Raw genomic sequence first — 17683 nt, 5'->3', positions numbered from 1 at the left:
CAAAGCAGCATGACGGGCACGGCTGCGTTGATACACACAACGAGCAAGTATTCACGCTGGCTGCGAGACAAAGTCATCGCGTACATTTCACCCAAGAAGGCTGCGTGTGTCTAGCAAGATTGCGAGTGGGTCGGAGAAAGTTGGCCGTTGGATGATCTCGGGTCCGGGACCCAGAGCCACCAAACCTCGAAGCCAGTGCCGCAGGCACGATATATGACAGCGGGGGTGGACCTGCTGTTGGGGAACCCTGAGTTAGTAGAACGAAGGGATCCGACTCCACTCTGCCGAAGTCCAGCGCATAGCTTTCGCGAAGTGCTCAGAAAAAAACATCTGTTTTTGACGCTTCGCGCGTTGCGCTCCGCTTGGCCTCACCCGAGCAACGCGAAACCCGCGCATGGCTACGAACCCGGGGCCTGCGGCAACAAGGTACGGGATTCTCTCTTCGTCTTACCCAGGGTTTCGCGAGGTCGGCGATTGCAACCTGCAGTCGCCGCACAGCCCACGCATCTAAGTCCAAACATTACTTTCCGCATGTCGATCACCCGACGGTTTTCGATCCGCTCAGGCCTGGCTTCGCGTGATCACCGTGCTAACCTCGGCATGAGGAGGCCAGCGATGAAACCGATGGTGCAGCGCGAAGGCGAGGGTCTAGTGTTCGACGTTATGGCGTCTCGCGTGTCCATCCGCGTTCGAGCTGAGGACACCGCCGGCGCGTTTTCGGTCGTCGAGATGCAAGCGCCGCCCGGATTCCAGGCGCCCCCGGTTCGGCACCGACATAGCAATGTGGACTGGTACGCCCTCATCGAAGACGGCGAAATCGTGATCGAGCTTGATGGCGTGGAGCATCGCGTGCCGCGCGGTGGGCTTGTCGTCGTGCCGCGCGGAGTCGCGTTTCGCTGGTGGAATGCGAGCCATGAACACGGAGTGCGGTGGCTGGCGACGTACACGCCCGGAGGGTTCGAGCGCTTCTTCGTCGATATGGTTGGTAGGCTGCGAGCGCTCGGCCATCCTCCGACGCCGTCCGACATGACGGCGATTGCGAGTTCTCTGTGGAAGCAATACGACGTCGAAACGGTTTAGGAGGCTTCACCATCCAGCAGCCGGTCGTTGTGAATTCGCGCGGGCGCGGTGGATCGATCCCGCTCGTGGCAAAGGTGAAGGACATCGCAGCTCGGAGCACTCTTTGGCTCTTCGTCATTGCGCTCGGTTTGGATCTTGGCGCCGGAATCTACGAAGCCAGAGTCGTGGTTCCGCTGTGGGCCGAGGGGGTGCCGGAGACGCTGGCGGCAGGGAATCCCTACGGCCGGGTGGCGGTCACTGCCGGCATCCATTTCTGGGCTTACCTGACATCGATAGTCGCGGTCCTTTCGGTGGTGGCGCTGGTGTTTGGTGTTATCGCGCCGGAGCCTCGGCGCAAGTGGCAGATCTTTTCGGCCGTCGCTGAACTCACTGTCGTCGCGATGACTCTGCTCTACTTCCGACCGACGCTTGTCATGCTGTTTCTGGGCCACGGCGCCGGTCTGTCTGCGAGTGCGATCGCGGCGACCGTGGGACGATGGGTGATGTGGAGCAGGGTCCGGATCGTCATCAGCTTCGTCGCGTGGTGTGCTTCGCTCCGCGCTCTCACCTTCTCGTGAGGCGAATTGGGCTTCCTGCATCGGGGCAGAATCGTCCGGCTTTCGTGACAAGGAAGGCAGACATTCCCTACTCGTTGGATGTCACTTTGGGAATGCCAATTCCTGAAATCCACACAAATTCCGGTTGCGACGGCTTTTCGCCGCTCGCACCTCGTAATACAATGCCGAACACCAAAAGCCATGAGTCTTTATGCTGGGAATAAGCTGAGGCATGTGCGTGAGACCCTGGGCCTCACGTTGCGCGATGTCGAGACCGCGAGCTCTGAGATTGCGGCGCGGCACGCGAACCAGGAGTTCTTCATTCCGTTCAGCCGGTTGGCGGAGATTGAAACGAAGGGACTGGTACCGAGCATCTACCGCATGTATTCGCTGGCGGCTGTCTACCGATGCGATTTTCGAACGCTTTTTTCCTGGTACGACATCAATCTTGAGGGCTTGCCACAAGACGGCAACATCGTGCCGATTCCCCGCACTCATCCGTTCGGTTCGGTACCGCATCCGGACAGTCTGATGCTGCCGGTGGCCATGGATCCGGCATTCGATGTGCGGCGCACTATGGATCTCGCGCGCATGATCCAGCGTTGGGGAGTGATTCCGCTGCAGTTTATTGAAGGCTTCCGGCGGGGATCGCACAGCTACGCGTTCGTGGGCACGGAGGATTTCACGATGTATCCCTTGCTGATGCCTGGGTCATTTCTCCAAGTCGATATGCGTAAGACCGAGATCCTGAAGGAAGGCTGGCGGTCTGAGCACGAGCGTCCGATCTATTTCGTAGAGACGCGCGAAGAATTTATCTGCTCATGGTGCAACGTGAGCGATGCTGGACAGTTAGTCATTCAGCCGCATCCTTTGTCGCCGGTAAAACCGAGGGTGTTTCGGCAGCCGCAGGAGGCCGAAATTATTGGCCAGGTGGTGGGGGTTGCGATGCGGCTGGGCGACTGGAGCCCGTATCCGCAGCACTCAACATCCGAAGTGCCAGCACGACTGAATTGAAGTGCAATGTGGACCAGTTGTTTGAGTCGACTGGGACCACCTTCGACTTGATTTCCAACAAGCGCGCGACCTGCCGCTGCCAGTCGCGGAAGCTCTCTTCGGATCCGCCAACTACCAGATCGGGAATCGGAGTGCGTAGCAACTGCGCATAAAGCTCGGCGTGGATGCGTGCGAGAGCGGCTTGGCTCGCGGTTTCGCCGTGGACCCGCGCGTGTCCCCAATGCTGATAACTGCCATCGTCATCGCGCAATTCCGCCACATAAAGAAGCTTGGCCAGGAGTCCGTGAATCCTGGGCAGCGTTCGAGTTTTGAGATCTTCAAGAGCGGAAAGACGCACACCCCGTGTTACGAATTCCGTAATCGTTAATTTTTCGTCTGAGTGCACGTTATTCGGTCGAATGAAGGAATGCTTCAGCGCAAATCCATTTCAGGAGTTGCGCTATGCGAAGGTTCCTTCTCATTGCCACCACTATTCTCGTGCTTGCTACGACATTGTCAACTGCTTCATTCGCGGACGGAGGCGATCCGATTCCGTTGTGTCCTCCCGATCAGCCTCAGTGCGTGATCGGATAAGCCGAGTCTTTGATTTTCTCGAAGGTCCGATGTATGGTGGCACGATCTCATGCATTGGACCTTGCAGAATGTTGTCTGGATCTTTTCCGGACTGCTCGAAGTATTTGTCTGCCTTGCGATGCTCCTGCGCGGAAGCTGGCGGGAATATCGTGTTTTCTGGTCGTATCTGCTATTGGAAGCCGTGCGCACGGGCGTGCTGTTTTCTATCGGGACGGATCACTCGCACTATCGCACATACTTCTACTCGTATTGGATCAGCGAATTGTGTGTTTGTGTCCTGGGATTCTTCGTCATACGTGAGATCTTCGCGAAAGCCTTCTCCGGACAGCTTGGACTGAAGCATTGGGGAGACTGGATATTTGCTTGTTCCCTAATTGCTCTTCTGGCAGTTGCATGCTTCAGCGGCGCCGATGCGCACGGCGATTCCAACCGCTTGCTCGCTGCCATTCTTGTCCTGAAATGGGCTGAATCCTTTGTACGGCTAGGCGTCTTAGCAGCGCTATCGATCTCGGTGCTGCTGCTCGGATTACCCTGGAAACATCACGCTATCGGCATAGCCGCAGGATTTGCCTTCTACGGCTCAATTGAGCTGACGATGCTCGCTACCCGACTACACCTGGGGAAGCAGGCGAACCGCTGGGTCTTTTGGGCATTCATGTTTGCGGGAATATTCGAAAAGGCCATTTGGGCTTTGTACTTCGTTCCCCGTCTGAATACGAGGCGATTTGAGTTGCGTGTGGGCGATTCTCACGCGGCAGCCAGCCTGCTTACAGCGCAAGAAGCTGCGGATGCGATTTGGGAGCGCTGATGCTGACGGCATGCTGGGTTATCGGAGTCCTGATGACCGGACTCGCGTTGGTCTGGATTCTGCGAGGATTTATAGTCGCCCCGCCTACAGAATTGACGGAAATCGACGTCATAGCCTTTCGCAATGTCCTTTCCCTGGAAGACAATCATGTGCTTCGCCAGCATCTCAGCGAAGGTGAATATCGGCAACTGAAACGTGCTCGCGTGCGAGCGGCGCAGGAATATGTGAAAGCAATTGCGGCCAATTGCGCCGCAACAATTGGCGTGTTGCGTGCCAGGGTTCCCGAAAATAGTCCAGCGCAGCGCGAGGTTTCATCTGTTGTAAATGAGGCGCTGCGGATCAGGCTTCTATGCCTCGGGTTCTGGCTCGCGCTGTGGGTAGAATTTCTACTCCCAAATCTGGAAATCCGGCCAATCCGGATCGCCGGCGGCTACGAGCGACTCCACTCGGCAGCGGAACGATGCTTGCGATCAGGACAGACACCCTCGGCGGCGCTGTAACGCGTATCAGCCTTCTTTCTTAGGAAGGACGGCCGAGCGTGTGGGCGGTGGCGGCTGGCGTCGCTCGCCAGTGTACATGCGGTCGATTCCGAGAGTGATTGGGGTACCGCTGTGCAGCCCGCTCCAGTGTTCCGAGACGACGATCGAATTGCCAGGATTCTGCGCGTCGTACTTCACTGACGTAGGCACGCCTATGCGGCAGTTGTGAAGATCAACATGCTGTCGCAGATGAGTGACATCCTGCGACGCTTCATACTGCACTCCAGCTACATCGTAGTTATAGATGAGGAGCTGCTGCGAATTCGGCGCATCCGGATGCAGTTCGACAACGTCAATCACGGTTCCATCGATGATCCGTCCGACGCGATCGAGATACTCACGACGTTCGCGCTCGTGGTCTTCTGGCGTCTTCTTCTTACGAGTTACGAGATGCAGGGCGGTTACACCGCCGGCAACAATAACCCCACCGGCGATGGCATAAAGACGGAGAGAAGCTAGCATGACTTCCTTGACGTCCGGAGTAGAACTCGGAGGATACTTCAAGCTTACCGCGAGCGGCGATTTTCCTCTATCGAGGGAAGCACCTATTACCAAAAGGCAGTTTCGAGTTTCGGGTTTCAGGTTTCGGCAAAGCCAGCGGAGAAAGGCGTTTCGGGTTTCAGGTTTCAAGTTTCGGCAAAGCCATACGGGAAAAGCGTTTCGGGTTTCGGCAAGGCTTAACGATGACATCGTTGCTCAACAAATCACTCTGCGGAAGCCGCTTTCGATCTGTTTCTCATCGACGCTAGCAATCCATTTAACAAGCGCAGAACGGTTGCAGCTTTTGAGTCGAGAATTCGAAAATCCTCTCCATTCAAATAGCCGAGTTCGACTGAGATTTCTAATTGCGTCAGCACTTCGAGGAGAGAACCTCGGGAATGGCCGAGAAATTGAACGAATTCACCTTGTGTCAACCTCCCCTGGCCTTCGGCGATATTCGAAACGACGGATATCGCTGCACGCCTGACTTGTGAAGTTAAGCCATAAATCTCCTGCTTGGGGAACTTCTCTGATAATCGATACACCTCAACAGCAAGATTCTTTGCCTCCCGCCAAGCAACGAGATCTCGATAGGAGTGCGACATAGTATGGAACCGGCTTTGCCGAAACTTGAAACCCGAAACCCGAAACTGCCTTTCTCACATTCCGTCGTAGTTCGGCCCCCCGCCACCTTCAGGAGGAACCCACGTGATGATCTGATAGGGATCCATGATGTCGCAAGTTTTGCAATGGACGCAGTTGGCGAAGTTCACGTGAATTTGTTTGCCGCTTGGTACGTCGGAGGCTTCGACCATTTCGTAGACCTTCGCAGGGCAGAAGTGCTGGCAGGGGTTGCCATACTCGACTGTGCAGCGCGTGTTGCAGATGTCGGTGTCGTGAATGACCAGATGAATGGGCTGATCTTCTTCGTGCTTGGTGCCAGAATGATAGACGTCGGTGAGCTTGTCGAACGTTAGCTTTCCGTCGCCCTTCACTGGACCAAGCATGTGCTCTCGTCCGTAGCCGCCGGCAGGAAGAGTTCCGATATGCTGGAGCCGCTTGTGACCTGCGTGAGCCGCATAGCGCTCATGGAGTCCGCGACCGATGGTGATCTGCTGGATCGCGGTGTGGAACATTCCTTCGATTAGTCCCTTTTCGAAACCTTGATGGAAGTTGCGAACTTTCCATAGTTCCTCGCGAATCCAGCTCTTCTCGACGCGGGTCTGATAGCTCGCGAGCTGCTGAGCGCTGAAATTTTGTTCGAGCAAAGCGTCGTAGGCAGTCTCGGCAGCCAGCATGCCGCTCTTAATGGCGAGATGAATTCCTTTGAGTCGCTGTGAATTAAGGAATCCGGCCGAATCGCCCGTGATCATCCATCCCTCGCCCGCGAGCGGCGGAACCGCAAACCATCCGCCATAGGGCAAAGACTTTGCTCCATAGCGAATCATCTTGCCGCCTTGAAGCAATTCACGAACGAACGGATGCGTCTTGAATGTTTGCATCACGTGGTGAGGATCAAGACGAGGATCTTTGTAATCGAGTCCCGTAACGAAACCGAGCGAGACGATATTGTCTTTGCTGCCGTAAATCCAGGCGCCGCCGTACTCGTGCGTGGTCAAAGGCCAGCCCAAGGTGTAGATGACTTCGCCGGGAGCGATGCGGCCGGAAGGAACTTCCCAGAGCTCCTTCACGCCGACGCCATAAGTCTGCGGATTCCGATGCTTATCGAGATTGAATCGGCCTATGAGTTGTTTCGTGAGCGATCCGCGCGTCCCTTCGCACAAGATCGTGATCTTCGCTTTGAGGTCATAGCCAGGCTCGAAATTCGACTTTGGCTGATTTTGTTTATCCACGCCCTTGTCGTCGGTGCGCACGCCGATCACACGATTGTCTTCGACCAGCAACTCCGATCCGGCAAAGCCGGTAAAAACAGTGATACCTGCCTGTTCGACCTTCGCACCGAGCCATTTGACGAATTTGTTGATTGAGATCACGTAATTGCCGTGATCGCGCATCGGCGGAGGCGTGATGGGAAACTTGAACTTCGATTTCTCAGTTAGAAAATAAACAGCTTCTTTTCCCACTTCGGCATCCAGCGGAGCTTCCTTCTCAAAGCCTGGTAGAAGCTCACGCATGGAACGCGGATCAAGAAGCGCACCGGACAAACAGTGTTGTCCTACTTCGCGGGCTTTTTCGAGGACATATATATTCTCTTTGCTGAGTTGCGCGTCAGGATTGGATGAATTGTGCTGATCAATTAATTGAGACAGCCGCAGCGCGCAGGCCATTCCCGCTGGTCCACCGCCCACGATGACTACATCAGCTTCCATCTGCGGACGATCTACATGGGGAAGCGGGGTTCGAAAAATCATTTGTTATTTTTTGAAATTTCTAGCCGATATTTTACGGAACTACTGACCAGCCTTGGCCTTCTTTACTTCCTCAGTCAACGCTGGCACCACGTCAAACAGATTGCCGACAACCCCATAATCCGCGATCTCAAAAATCGGAGCTTCTCCGTCCTTATTTATCGCGATGATGCTGCGCGCACCCTTCATCCCGACAATGTGCTGAATTGCTCCGCTAATGCCCAAAGCAAGGTACAACTTCGGAGCTACCGTTTGTCCTGACGATCCGATCTGGCGATCCATGGGTAACCAGCCGGAATCGCATATCGGACGCGATGCTGCGATCTCGCCGCCGAGAGCATCGGCCAGTGCTTTGGCGATTTCTATGTTCTTTTGTTCTTTGATCCCGCGTCCGACAGAGACGATGATTTCGGCTTGTGTGAGATCGACAGCCTGCTTGGCTTCCTTGAAGATCTCCAGCGGCTTTACGCGGATAGAACTGGCATCGACGTGGGCGGCAACCTTCTCGATTGGCGCTGCACTCGCGCCCATTTCGACTTTATCGCCACGGAAAGAGCCTGCCTGGAAAGTCGCGAAGTGTGGCGGATCGCAAGAAAACGAAACATCGGCGGCGAATTTGCCCTGGAACATCTGGCGCGTGAAGACCAGCTTTGTGCCATCCTTCCGATATCCGATTGCGTCGCTAATCAGCGTGCGTCCAAGTGAGGCGGCAAGCTTTGGCGCGAAGTCACGCACTTGATACGTGTGCGGCATCAGCACGAGCTTAGGCTGCTTCGTCGAGATGACTTGTCTCAGAGCGGCTACGTACGCGTCCGCGGTATAGCGCTCGAGCTGTGGCGATTCGATCGCATATACCTTTGCGACTTTCGCTTTCGCAATCTCCTGCGCGACAGAATCGATGTTGCTGCCAATAACGGCGGCTTCGAGTGTCCAGCCAGTCTCGGCAGCGATGGCCTGTGCGGCTGTGAGAGTTTCAAACGAGACCCGGTTCAGCTTACCTTCACGTTGTTCGCCAACGACGAGAATTGTGTCTGCCATTCGATCCTTATCAACCAAAGAGCGAACACGGAGGGCACAAAGTACTCACGAAGGTCACAAAGATAAATCTCCGTGACCTTCTCTGTCCCTTGGTGCCCTTCGTGTTCGCTCTGGTTTTCGTGAGAACGCGCGGCTTATGCAGCGCGATCACTCTCTTTGAGTTCGTGTTCTCTGCGAACGCGTTCAATCTGCTCCTCAATCGGTCTGGCCAGCGGCGCACGCAGGTGCATCACGCGTTGCCGCTCGATGAATCCCCACGCAATCAGTCCTAGACCAACTGCGATGGATACCGCGCACATGGTGCTGAAGAAGACCTCGCCACTGCGCACATCCCATCCAACCCACAACAGCAACACCCAGGCGAAGATCAGCAGGAACATTCCGAGCACGATCAGAGTGCGGGTAAGGTTTCGGCTGTCTTCTACTCGCGATTCCAAATCGGGACCGTTGAATGCAAGGCGGTCGTGCTCGCGCCGGACCTCGTCGTCCTCAAAGATGCCCTCTTCCAGCCGGCTCAGTGACTCCCGCGGATACCGCTCCGGATGTATGTCCTTCCCGAACACATGTCCGTGCCTGCGATGTTCTTCGACTTCGCGGTCATCGCGATACACACGATCTTCGATTTTGTGGTGCTCTTCAATCGCGCCTTGATTTACGGTGCATCCTGACTGCTCATCGAGCCGCTTCAAGGTGGTCTGCTCATCGACGCGGTTCAGTTCGTCTCTCTTCTCTGGTAGCGCCATCTCACCCTCCAGTGCTGATTTGTAAGCTCACCCGGGTACGACGCTGGCCATCGGCCAGAAGTGAGTCTTCTATATAGAGGTGTGATGCATCTACGCTGCTTTGCGTTCAGAGCACGCGAACTTCATTCTTGAGCTTGTCCACCAATTTCTTCGCGACTTCGGTCGGCGATCCCTCCAACATCTCTGTTTTCTTTTGTTTCTGAGGAATGTACAGCTTCTCAATTTTCTGCAGATTCGGCCCTAGAGCTTGCTGAACCTCAGCATGTGTGACTTTGCGCAGCGGCTTGTTCTTCGCCTGCTTGATTCCGATCAGCGTGGCATAGCGCAGTTTGTTGATGCCCGATTGAATCGTGAGCACCGCCGGCAAGGGCATTTCGAGGTGCTGGAAGAATCCCGATTCCAGCTCGCGCTTCAGGCGAATTCCCGAATCGGTCTTCTCGATGCTCATAATGATGGTCGCATGCGGCCATCCCAGAATTTCGGCCAGCAGCACTCCGGTCTGCGCATAGCCATAATCGTCGGATTGCAAACCGGTGAAGACCAGATCAAACTGCTCGTCCTTGATTGCTGCCGCAATTGCCTTCGCGGTATTGAGAGAATCAAGTCCGACAAACTCTGCGCCTTCGAGGTGAATCGCGCGATCGGCGCCTTTAGCCAGCGCCTCGCGCAAAACCTGCTGCGCACGCGCGGGCCCAGTGGTGATAACGACGACCTCGCCGCCGTGCTTCTCCTTCTGCCTCAGCGCCTCTTCAAGCGCATACGCATCAGGTTCATTGACTTCGTAGGAAACGTCTTCGCGAATCCAGGTGCCGCTCTCGTTCAGCTTGAGAGGCGCATCCTTCTGCGGCACCTGCTTCATGCAAACCAGGATCTTCATCGTTTAGGCACTCTGGGCAAACTAGTGAGTATAAATAATGAACGGATTGCAAGCGAGATCGGGACGTGGCTTACTTGGAGGGCTGAATCGCGAGTGGTTATTCCAGAAACGCCACAGACTGTATCCCCACAACCTCAAAACGTTTGCGACAGCGCATATTTTTGCAGGCGACCATGTCATCTCTGCGGACCATATAGGAACGTGCCTTGGCGAATCTGGCCCGATCGCGCTCATCAGCGCGACCAGGGAGCTGGCGCTTCTTGGTACGCACTAACCACGAGAGCTCATATTCTCCTGACTGCCGGCAATGCGGACAAAGCAGCGTATGCGACCGCTTCTGCTCTTTCTCATCGAACATCTCGCGCTCTTCCATGCGGTTCCTCCGGCCGGTCGCCAGAGGCGATTATTGCATAATGGCGGGAAGCAAAAGCTGTGCGGCTGAGCCGAATAGGTCAGTACCGTCTGGGCCAGCGGATCGGTAGAGCTGTGTTGTGCAGTCAGTACCGTCCGCGGGGTAGCGGATGGGTGACAATATGCCAAAAAGAAAGAAAAAAAAGAAGTTCAGCGCAACAAAAGCGGTAAAGTCTCTGGCGCGTGAGACGATCGGGTCGCCCCCTCCTGTGCAGCGCATTCCCAAGCTGAAGGAATCGCGCAAAGAAAAAAAGCATAAGCCCACATTGGGAAAAATGTTGGCCGAAGAATAGCGCGGATTCGGACTATTGCGATGGTGTCGGATGCGCCGCCTGCGCCGGCTGCCCAGTCGGCTCGCTCATTGTCGGCGTGTTCTTCCCGCGTTCGGGATCGTAATCGTGCTTTACCATCCATTCCTTGTAGCGGTCGATGGGCTCTGTGGCCAGCATGCCGTTATGTTGTAGGTAGGCAAAGTCTTTCATCTGTACTTTAAACCTGCACTTGTCATACTTATCAGCCTTGCCGAATTCGGGCATTAAGACTTCGAGTTCCTGGTTCGGCTTCTTCCACTTCGCGGGAAAAGTCTCAAAGCCTGATGACGTTTGCAGCCGCTCGGCGCAATCGAACTGAAAATCCATGCCCCGCGCCTCACTGTTCTCGAATAAGTTGGCGCGCCCCTCGCCCTTTGCCGCCTCTGCCACGCGCATGCGGTAGAAGGTAGTCTCATTGCGTCGAAAGATATGCACACGCAATGGATATTCAGCGAGTTTCTTACTCTGCGCCGCGCAGATCACGACTGTAACAATAATGCTGATCGCCAGGGCATACCGACGCATAACCACTCCTGCTCCAGAAAGATACTGATCAGTGCGAAGGAGTGTAGCACGTCTCTGTGACTCTGCTGGATCGAGAGAGAAGGGAAATCTGGGAAGTCGGAGTGGACTTTTCCGCACGGGTATCACGAACTTAGTCCAACCGCTTGCTGGTCGCTCGCTGGAGCTTCGGTTTGGGCTTGTCCTTGCCTTTGAGGTTGAGCGCTACTGCAGCGCGAATAAGATCCTTCAACGCCGCCTCATTGATCTTGTCGCTTTCGTGGATGTCGATCGCGCGCCGGACATTCCCGTCGAGGCTGGAGTTGAACAAACGGGAAGGATCCTTCAACTCAGCGCCTTTGGCGAATGTCATCTTGACGACACTCTTGTACGTTTCTCCCGTGCAGACGATGCCGCTATGAGACCAGACGGGTGTTCCGGGATTCGTTGCTTTCGCCCACTTCCACTCTTCGACAATTTCAGGATCTGCGGCGTGGATTATTTCGCGCACTTTCGCGAGTGTCTTCCCGCGCCAGTCGCCTAGTTGTTTGATCCTGTCGTCGATTCGTGCGGACGCAGATTCCACTGCAATCGCCTTTTTGGTGCTCATGTACACCTCCAATCCTCACTGGGGCACTTTCTTACGCCGGTCTTTTCCAGAACAGCCGTCGAACGACATGGCCCTTCCACATCCAGAGTCCAGAAAGGACCATTATAGGAACGAACACATACCGAGTTGGGTGAGCGTACTGTGGAATTTTGTCAAACGGACTATAGATATAGCCGATGATGGGAATGGCCAGGATGATGTGAATCCAGCGAAATATCGTCCGTTGGTTCATAGTTCCTCGATTTAGGAGTTTTGAGCCGCTTGAGGCGGCCACTTCGGTGGTTCAATCCCGAATTGTTTGGCGTACTCTTTGTGCAGCCGCTGCCAGCCATCGAACTTCATTACTTCGGCTCCAGCGATACGGCCGATCGGATTTCCGCTGAGAAGGCGATCCAGAACGTCGAAGCAGATGTGCCATCCGGCAGCGCCCATTGCGACAAACCTGCGATTGAGGCTGTGCCACATCGTGAGGCGCGTACCGCCGGCAAAAGGTTCGAGTTCCCACCTAGTATTCGCGTCGCCCCAGCTGTACTCAAGCACTTTCGGAGCGTCGGCTCGCGTCACTTTTATTTCGGAAACCTGTGACGTGAGAGATCCCACCCAGCCGAACTTCACCGTGCTTCCCACCGCACCCAGGCTCCGATCAACCTCAAAGGGAGCCCACTCGCGCAGATGCGCCGGCTCGGTGAGGGCTCGCCACACTTTTTCCGGCTTGTGGCGCAGCTCTCTCGTGAGAATGAGCGTCCACATTTCTCCGTCTTTCTTTACCTGCGCGCCGCTGGCCGGACCCGGTGTGTACTGCTCGCGATCGGTCATTTCGTTCTCCTGGTCTTATCTTTTATTCGTGTTGAGGAATCTTCTCCCATGTGATCGAGGTGGCGTTCGAGAGCGTCGAGAAAAGCGGACCAGAATCGACGCAACTGAGGCAGCAACTTATCCGCTTCCCGAAATCGTTCAGCTTGCCGCTCGCGATCGCTCACGTGGTTTTCCTCAACCCGAATAGCGTGTCAACTGGGTGATCTGAATGAGGTTGCCGCAGGTGTCTTTCACCATCGCGATGGTCGAGCCGGTGACGTTGGTTGGCGGCATCGTGAACTCGGCGCCGCGCGCCTTGATGCGCTCGTAGTCGCCTTGGATGTCGGCGGTGAAAAACATGGTCGCGGGCTGGTTTTGTTGAAAGATCGCCTGCTGATACGCCTTCGCCGCAGGATTGTTGTTCAATGCCAGCTGCAGCTCAGTGCCGTCCGGCTCATCGGGCGAGGCCACCGTGAGCCAGCGATAGGGACCCTGGCTGAAATCCGTCTTCTTGGCAAAACCCAGTACCTCTGTATAGAACCGCAGAGCTTTGTCCTGATCGTCCACATATACGCTGGTCAATTTGATTTTCATTTCGTAGCTCCTTAATCCGATTCCCGTTTTGGGCTGCGCCGCCTTGTTCTCGTCTTTTTTTTCGGCGTTGTTGGTTGATCTTCATCCATGCGATCGAGGTGGCGTTCAAGGGCATCGACATGAGCGGACCAGAAGCGGCGAAACTGTGCCAGCCACTCGTCAAGCTCCTGAAATGGTCCAGGCTTCAGCCGGTAGAGACGACGTTGTGCATCTACCGTGGATTCCACGAACCCGGCCTCACGCAGGACGCGCAGATGCTTTGACACCGTAGGCTGCGGCATACGAAGTCGACGCTCAATCTCTCCTACCGACTGCTCTGACGAGGCCAGCAGGCTCAAAATCGCGCGCCGGTTCGGCTCCGCTATGATTCCGAATGCAGATTCCACAACAGGTATATACTCCAATAGGAATATGCCTGTCAAGATATATTATCAGGCTAAGGCAACAGGTTCTCGCACCGCGAAGCCGAAGGCGGACTTGTCGGCTAGAGCGTTGGTTGATTGCCTTTGGAGTTTCCCGGTATCTGCAGGGGCGCCATTCGAAGACTCGGCTTGATTCTCTGGTTTGCTGCAGATACAGCCGTTGGACAGCTCCGAAACTCCTGGTTCTGGGGAACCAGTGGAATGTGGGCTGCGTCCTACTATGTAGGAGTAGTTACGATGTTGGCGACCAAACATCGCGTGCACCACAGCGGCAAAGACTCGCGTTGGCTCCGTGATCGCCCACCCCGTGAGTCCAATCAAGCGAATATCGCTGAGCGCCTCACCCGGATATTCGAGCAGCTCGCGACCGAATCGGGCGGATGCAATTTCTCAGTCGTATTGTGGGACGGCTCGCGATGGAGCTCGGGACCGAACTCCCGGTTCACGATTGTTATTCACAGTCCACAGGCACTGCGCGCGGTTCTCACTCACCTGAGCGAACTGCGTCTCGCCGAGGCTTACATCTTTGGCGACATCGAAATCAAAGGCGATTTCGCCGCAGCGATCTCGGTCGTTGAGCGGATTCTCACTCATCATCACAATGGTCTTGAGCAGATTCGTCTCGCACTGCCTCTTCTGCTGAGTCTTCCCAAAGCGGGACACGATGGACGCCCGGCAGAGCCGGTTCATTTGCCGGGTCGGATTCATTCCGAGCAACGGGATAGTGCGGCCATCCACTTCCACTATGACCTATCGAACGATTTTTACGCGACCTGGCTCGACAAGCGCATGGTGTATTCCTGTGCCTATTTCGAGGACAAGCGAGACGATCTCGACAAAGCGCAAGAGCAGAAGCTTGATCACATCTGCCGCAAGCTCCGGTTGAAGCCTGGCGAACGGCTGTTGGACGTCGGTTGTGGCTGGGGAGGTCTGATCATCCACGCTGCCGCCAATTACGGCGTAACCGCGACTGGAATCACCCTCAGCCGCGAACAGGCCAAACTGGCGGCGGCCCACATTCAAGCTGCAGGTCTCAGTCATCGCTGTTCGGTTGAATTTGGCGATTACCGCGAGCACAGGGTCTCCGACAAGTACGACAAAATCGCCAGTGTAGGCATGTTTGAGCACGTAGGTGAAAAGCATCTGCCGGAATATTTCGTGGCGATCTATCGCCTGCTGCGCAGTGGAGGAGTGTTTCTCAATCATGGGATTGCCGCAGGCAGCAACACGTCAGAAGGACGCAATCCATTCCTCGCGCGCTATGTATTTCCCGACGGAGAACTGGTGCCGATTCACACAACGCTTGGCATCGCTGAATCAGCGGGCTTTGAAGTGCGAGATGTAGAGAGCCTCCGTGAACACTACGCACTCACACTCGATCGATGGCGGAGCCGGCTGGAGTCACAACACGACAAAGCTCGTAATTTTGTGGATGAAACAACGTTCCGGACCTGGAAGTTATATCTAGCAGGATGCGCACACGCGTTCAGCACGCGTCGTCTGAATCTGTATCAGGTACTTTTCAGCAACTCCGGCAGCGGCTGGAGCGGCTTGCCCTTCACGCGCAAAGACTGGTACTGCAGCTAACGCACTCAGCAGTCGAAGTCTTCAAGCAGTCGGTTCACTGAAACAGAGAATGTAGCCGTCAGGATCTTCGACGTAAAAATCCACCCACGACCACGGTCGCTCTTCAACCGGTCTGATCACGTGCGCGCCACGCTCTTGCAGTTCGCTTAACAAAGACCGGATCCCGGATACCGAAACGTACGCGTCCAGATGCTCATTCTGCCTGCGGTGATCTCTTTCGCCGGCCAGCCTCGGCGCATTCTCGAGGTGGACCGAGAATCCGTCGCGCCTGACCGCTGCATAGAAAGAGTCATAGACGAACTCGAGCTCGAAACCAAGCTTTTCACAGTAGTATGCGATCGCTCGCTGCAGATCGTCGACGAGAAACTGCGGGGCGATTCCCATAACCTCTGTTTTGCCGCGAACTGCTATGGTTGCCACGCTACATCGCCGCATTGCGCAATCCGGCGATCCAGATTCTCGGACACCCACGTGGTCGCGTTTACAACTACCGGATGGGCCTGACGGCCGAATGGCCTCAAGTTTTCGACGAAGCAGCCCGTCTGGATAAGGCAGTGGAGATCGATGGCTATCCCGATCGCCAGGACTTGAATGTTGATCTGCTGCGACTGGCAAGAAAAGCAGGGTGCCGCATTTCGCTGGGCACAGACTCGCATGGTCCGACTCAGCTTGGATTTATGGAATACTCCGTCACCGCAGCTCTGCAGGCTGGAATCAAGCGCGATCGAATTCTCAACTTCATGTCCCTCGATGAGCTGAAAACCTGGGTAGGAACGCTGCGCGAGCCGAGCATCCCACTGAGACGGCGAGTACCCAGACTCGTGGCCTCTTAGTGACGGTGCGACCCGATTGTTTCACTGCCCATATACGGACGCAGAGCGTCTGGGATTACCACGCTTCCATCTGCCTGCTGGTAATTCTCGAGTATCGCCAGCCAGGTGCGCCCGACGGCAAGGCCGCTGCCGTTAATCGTGTGGACGAATTCTGTTTTCTTCTTTGCCGCTGAGCGGAAGCGAATGTTGGCGCGGCGGGCCTGGAAGCTTTCGAAATTTGAGCAAGACGAAATTTCCCGAAACAGGTTCTGTCCGGGCAGCCATACTTCGATGTCATAGGTTTTGGCGGAACCGAATCCCATGTCTCCGGTGCAGAGTGTGACGACGCGATAGTGGAGTCCGAGCCGTTGCAGGATGATTTCCGCATCATGCGTCAGCTGCTCGTGATCCTCGTAGGAGCGTTCCGGATGCGCGAACTTCACCAGTTCAACTTTCTGGAACTGATGCTGGCGGATGATGCCACGCACGTCTTTGCCGTAAGATCCGGCTTCGCTGCGGAAGCAAGGCGTGTATCCAGTTACCGAAATGGGAAGCTTGCTTTCATCTAGCGTTTCGTCACGGTAGAGATTTGTGAGCGGGACTTCCGCGGTGGGAATCAACCAGAGGTCGTGATCCTGAATGCGAAACAAATCGCCGGCGAACTTGGGTAGCTGTCCGGTGCCGTACATGGACGCAGAGTTCACCATGTACGGAGGTAAAACCTCGGTGTATCCATGCTCACGCGTGTGAACGTCCAGCATGAAATTGGCTAGTGCGCGCTCAAGTTTCGCGCCCTGACCCCAATAAACGGCAAAGCGCGCGCCGGAGAGCTTGGAGGCGCGCTCAAGGTCGAGCACGCCGAGCTGCTCGCCTAATTCCCAATGTGGTTTTGGCTGAAAGCTAAATTTCGGCGGCTGCCCCCAACGGCGGGTCTCAACATTGTCATGCTCGCTCTTTCCCACTGGCACGCTGGAGTGAGGGAGATTCGGAATCTGCGACATCGCTGTTCTCAGCTCCTCTTCCAGTTGGCCCGCGAGCTTCTCCTGGCGTTCGCCTTCCTCGCGCAGAGATTTGGTCTCTTCCATCAACGCTGTGGCATCTTCGCCGGCCCGCTTGCGTCGTCCGACTTCCTCTGACTTCTTGTTGCGCTCAGCTTTGAGAGACTCAGCAGCGGTGATCGCCTGCCTCCGGCGCGCATCGAGATCGCGAAAGCCGCCCAGCAGCTCCTGCGGATTCATTCCGCGCTGGCGCAGCTTTTCTTCCACTTCGGTCAGGTGCTCACGAACGTAGTTGAGATCGAGCATAAGAGAACTAATGTACAGAATTCCTCGTTCCAGCGACAAAATCCGGCATTGCTCCGCATTCGCACTTGCCTGAGTAAATCTTTCCCAAAGCGGCAAGGCAACCTTCTTCTTTGCTCGCAACTGACTGATCCCAGTGCCTCTATCCCGAACTGCTGATCAGTACTTTGGCCATGCACCTGCAACCTTAATGCTGCGCTTAGGGAGAGTACACGATGAACGTTGCGCGAAAACCCGCTCGGGAAAATTTGAGGGCAGGCGACAGAGTTCCCGAATCAGGAA

At 55.6% G+C, this 17683-nt stretch carries 24 protein-coding genes; 9 read left to right on the top strand and 15 right to left on the bottom strand.

Annotated features, from left to right (window positions below; genetic code table 11):
- Positions 1-615 precede the first annotated feature (615 nt).
- The 6 genes from VFU50_03285 to VFU50_03260 all read left to right on the top strand — a co-directional run bounded on the left by VFU50_03285 (position 616) and on the right by VFU50_03260 (position 4511).
- Positions 616-1080 carry a cupin domain-containing protein gene (locus VFU50_03285; protein HEU5231859.1) on the top strand — a complete coding sequence of 155 codons (465 nt, stop codon included), beginning with the start codon at positions 616-618 and terminating at the stop codon, positions 1078-1080.
- Entirely contained in the window at positions 1050-1637 is a 588-nt protein-coding gene (locus VFU50_03280; GenBank protein ID HEU5231858.1) for a DUF1772 domain-containing protein, read from the top strand. The genes VFU50_03285 and VFU50_03280 overlap by 31 nt, the downstream gene beginning before the upstream one ends.
- 180 nt (positions 1638-1817) lie before the next feature.
- On the top strand, positions 1818-2630 hold the full coding sequence (locus VFU50_03275; GenBank protein ID HEU5231857.1) for a helix-turn-helix transcriptional regulator: 813 nt from the start codon (positions 1818-1820) through the stop codon (positions 2628-2630).
- 220 nt (positions 2631-2850) lie between these two features.
- Complete coding sequence (locus VFU50_03270) at positions 2851-2997, top strand: hypothetical protein (GenBank protein HEU5231856.1); 147 nt, start codon at positions 2851-2853, stop codon at positions 2995-2997.
- A gap of 255 nt (positions 2998-3252) precedes the next feature.
- Positions 3253-4011 (top strand): hypothetical protein, encoded by a 759-nt coding sequence (locus tag VFU50_03265; GenBank protein ID HEU5231855.1) that lies wholly within the window; start codon positions 3253-3255, stop codon positions 4009-4011.
- Positions 4011-4511 (top strand): hypothetical protein, encoded by a 501-nt coding sequence (locus VFU50_03260; protein HEU5231854.1) that lies wholly within the window; start codon positions 4011-4013, stop codon positions 4509-4511. Before VFU50_03265 ends, VFU50_03260 begins: the two co-directional genes overlap by 1 nt.
- 6 nt (positions 4512-4517) lie before the next feature.
- Here VFU50_03260 and VFU50_03255 read toward each other — a convergent pair whose 3' ends face one another.
- From VFU50_03255 to VFU50_03225, 7 genes are all read right to left on the bottom strand, one after another.
- Positions 4518-5012: a hypothetical protein gene (locus VFU50_03255; protein ID HEU5231853.1), complete on the bottom strand. Its 495-nt coding sequence runs from the start codon at positions 5010-5012 to the stop codon at positions 4518-4520.
- A gap of 242 nt (positions 5013-5254) precedes the next feature.
- Positions 5255-5635, bottom strand: a complete 381-nt coding sequence (locus VFU50_03250) for a four helix bundle protein (protein HEU5231852.1) — start codon at positions 5633-5635, stop codon at positions 5255-5257.
- A gap of 54 nt (positions 5636-5689) precedes the next feature.
- Positions 5690-7402 (bottom strand): electron transfer flavoprotein-ubiquinone oxidoreductase, encoded by a 1713-nt coding sequence (locus tag VFU50_03245; GenBank protein ID HEU5231851.1) that lies wholly within the window; start codon positions 7400-7402, stop codon positions 5690-5692.
- A gap of 39 nt (positions 7403-7441) precedes the next feature.
- On the bottom strand, positions 7442-8437 hold the full coding sequence (locus VFU50_03240) for an electron transfer flavoprotein subunit alpha/FixB family protein (GenBank protein ID HEU5231850.1): 996 nt from the start codon (positions 8435-8437) through the stop codon (positions 7442-7444).
- A gap of 134 nt (positions 8438-8571) precedes the next feature.
- The gene (locus VFU50_03235) at positions 8572-9180 is read right to left on the bottom strand and encodes a hypothetical protein (GenBank protein HEU5231849.1); all 609 of its coding nucleotides are present in this window, start codon (positions 9178-9180) and stop codon (positions 8572-8574) included.
- 106 nt (positions 9181-9286) lie between these two features.
- Positions 9287-10057, bottom strand: a complete 771-nt coding sequence (locus tag VFU50_03230) for an electron transfer flavoprotein subunit beta/FixA family protein (protein ID HEU5231848.1) — start codon at positions 10055-10057, stop codon at positions 9287-9289.
- 97 nt (positions 10058-10154) lie between these two features.
- Positions 10155-10430, bottom strand: a complete 276-nt coding sequence (locus tag VFU50_03225) for a hypothetical protein (GenBank protein ID HEU5231847.1) — start codon at positions 10428-10430, stop codon at positions 10155-10157.
- 160 nt (positions 10431-10590) lie between these two features.
- Between VFU50_03225 and VFU50_03220 the strand changes: the two genes are divergently transcribed.
- Positions 10591-10761, top strand: coding sequence for a hypothetical protein (locus VFU50_03220; GenBank protein ID HEU5231846.1), 171 nt, complete (start codon positions 10591-10593; stop codon positions 10759-10761).
- Between the two features lie 12 nt (positions 10762-10773).
- Here VFU50_03220 and VFU50_03215 read toward each other — a convergent pair whose 3' ends face one another.
- From VFU50_03215 to VFU50_03190, 6 genes are all read right to left on the bottom strand, one after another.
- Entirely contained in the window at positions 10774-11304 is a 531-nt protein-coding gene (locus VFU50_03215) for a hypothetical protein (protein ID HEU5231845.1), read from the bottom strand.
- A gap of 130 nt (positions 11305-11434) precedes the next feature.
- A complete protein-coding gene (locus VFU50_03210; protein ID HEU5231844.1) occupies positions 11435-11890 on the bottom strand; it encodes a DUF1801 domain-containing protein in 456 nt (151 codons plus the stop codon).
- Positions 11891-11921: 31 nt separating this feature from the next.
- Positions 11922-12122: a hypothetical protein gene (locus VFU50_03205; GenBank protein HEU5231843.1), complete on the bottom strand. Its 201-nt coding sequence runs from the start codon at positions 12120-12122 to the stop codon at positions 11922-11924.
- A gap of 11 nt (positions 12123-12133) precedes the next feature.
- Positions 12134-12706 (bottom strand): SRPBCC family protein, encoded by a 573-nt coding sequence (locus tag VFU50_03200; GenBank protein ID HEU5231842.1) that lies wholly within the window; start codon positions 12704-12706, stop codon positions 12134-12136.
- A 174-nt stretch (positions 12707-12880) separates the two neighbouring features.
- A complete protein-coding gene (locus VFU50_03195) occupies positions 12881-13279 on the bottom strand; it encodes a VOC family protein (GenBank protein HEU5231841.1) in 399 nt (132 codons plus the stop codon).
- 11 nt (positions 13280-13290) lie between these two features.
- Positions 13291-13665, bottom strand: a complete 375-nt coding sequence (locus VFU50_03190) for a metalloregulator ArsR/SmtB family transcription factor (GenBank protein HEU5231840.1) — start codon at positions 13663-13665, stop codon at positions 13291-13293.
- Positions 13666-13830: 165 nt separating this feature from the next.
- Here VFU50_03190 and VFU50_03185 point away from each other — a divergent pair, with 165 nt between their 5' ends.
- Positions 13831-15288, top strand: a complete 1458-nt coding sequence (locus tag VFU50_03185; GenBank protein HEU5231839.1) for a cyclopropane-fatty-acyl-phospholipid synthase family protein — start codon at positions 13831-13833, stop codon at positions 15286-15288.
- 21 nt (positions 15289-15309) lie between these two features.
- On the opposite strand, the gene VFU50_03180 is transcribed toward VFU50_03185, so the two are convergent.
- Complete coding sequence (locus VFU50_03180; GenBank protein HEU5231838.1) at positions 15310-15708, bottom strand: VOC family protein; 399 nt, start codon at positions 15706-15708, stop codon at positions 15310-15312.
- Here VFU50_03180 and VFU50_03175 point away from each other — a divergent pair.
- A complete protein-coding gene (locus tag VFU50_03175; GenBank protein ID HEU5231837.1) occupies positions 15702-16121 on the top strand; it encodes a hypothetical protein in 420 nt (139 codons plus the stop codon). The two genes, VFU50_03180 and VFU50_03175, sit on opposite strands and share 7 nt — an antisense overlap.
- Here VFU50_03175 and serS read toward each other — a convergent pair.
- A complete protein-coding gene (gene serS / locus VFU50_03170; protein ID HEU5231836.1) occupies positions 16118-17404 on the bottom strand; it encodes a serine--tRNA ligase in 1287 nt (428 codons plus the stop codon). The two genes, VFU50_03175 and serS, sit on opposite strands and share 4 nt — an antisense overlap.
- Positions 17405-17683: the final 279 nt, after the last annotated feature.

The sequence above is a fragment of the Terriglobales bacterium genome (assembly GCA_035764005.1).
GTDB lineage: Bacteria > Acidobacteriota > Terriglobia > Terriglobales > Acidobacteriaceae > Gp1-AA112.
The sequence above is the reverse complement of the archived record's forward strand: the minus strand, read 5'-3'. Positions and strand labels throughout refer to the sequence as shown.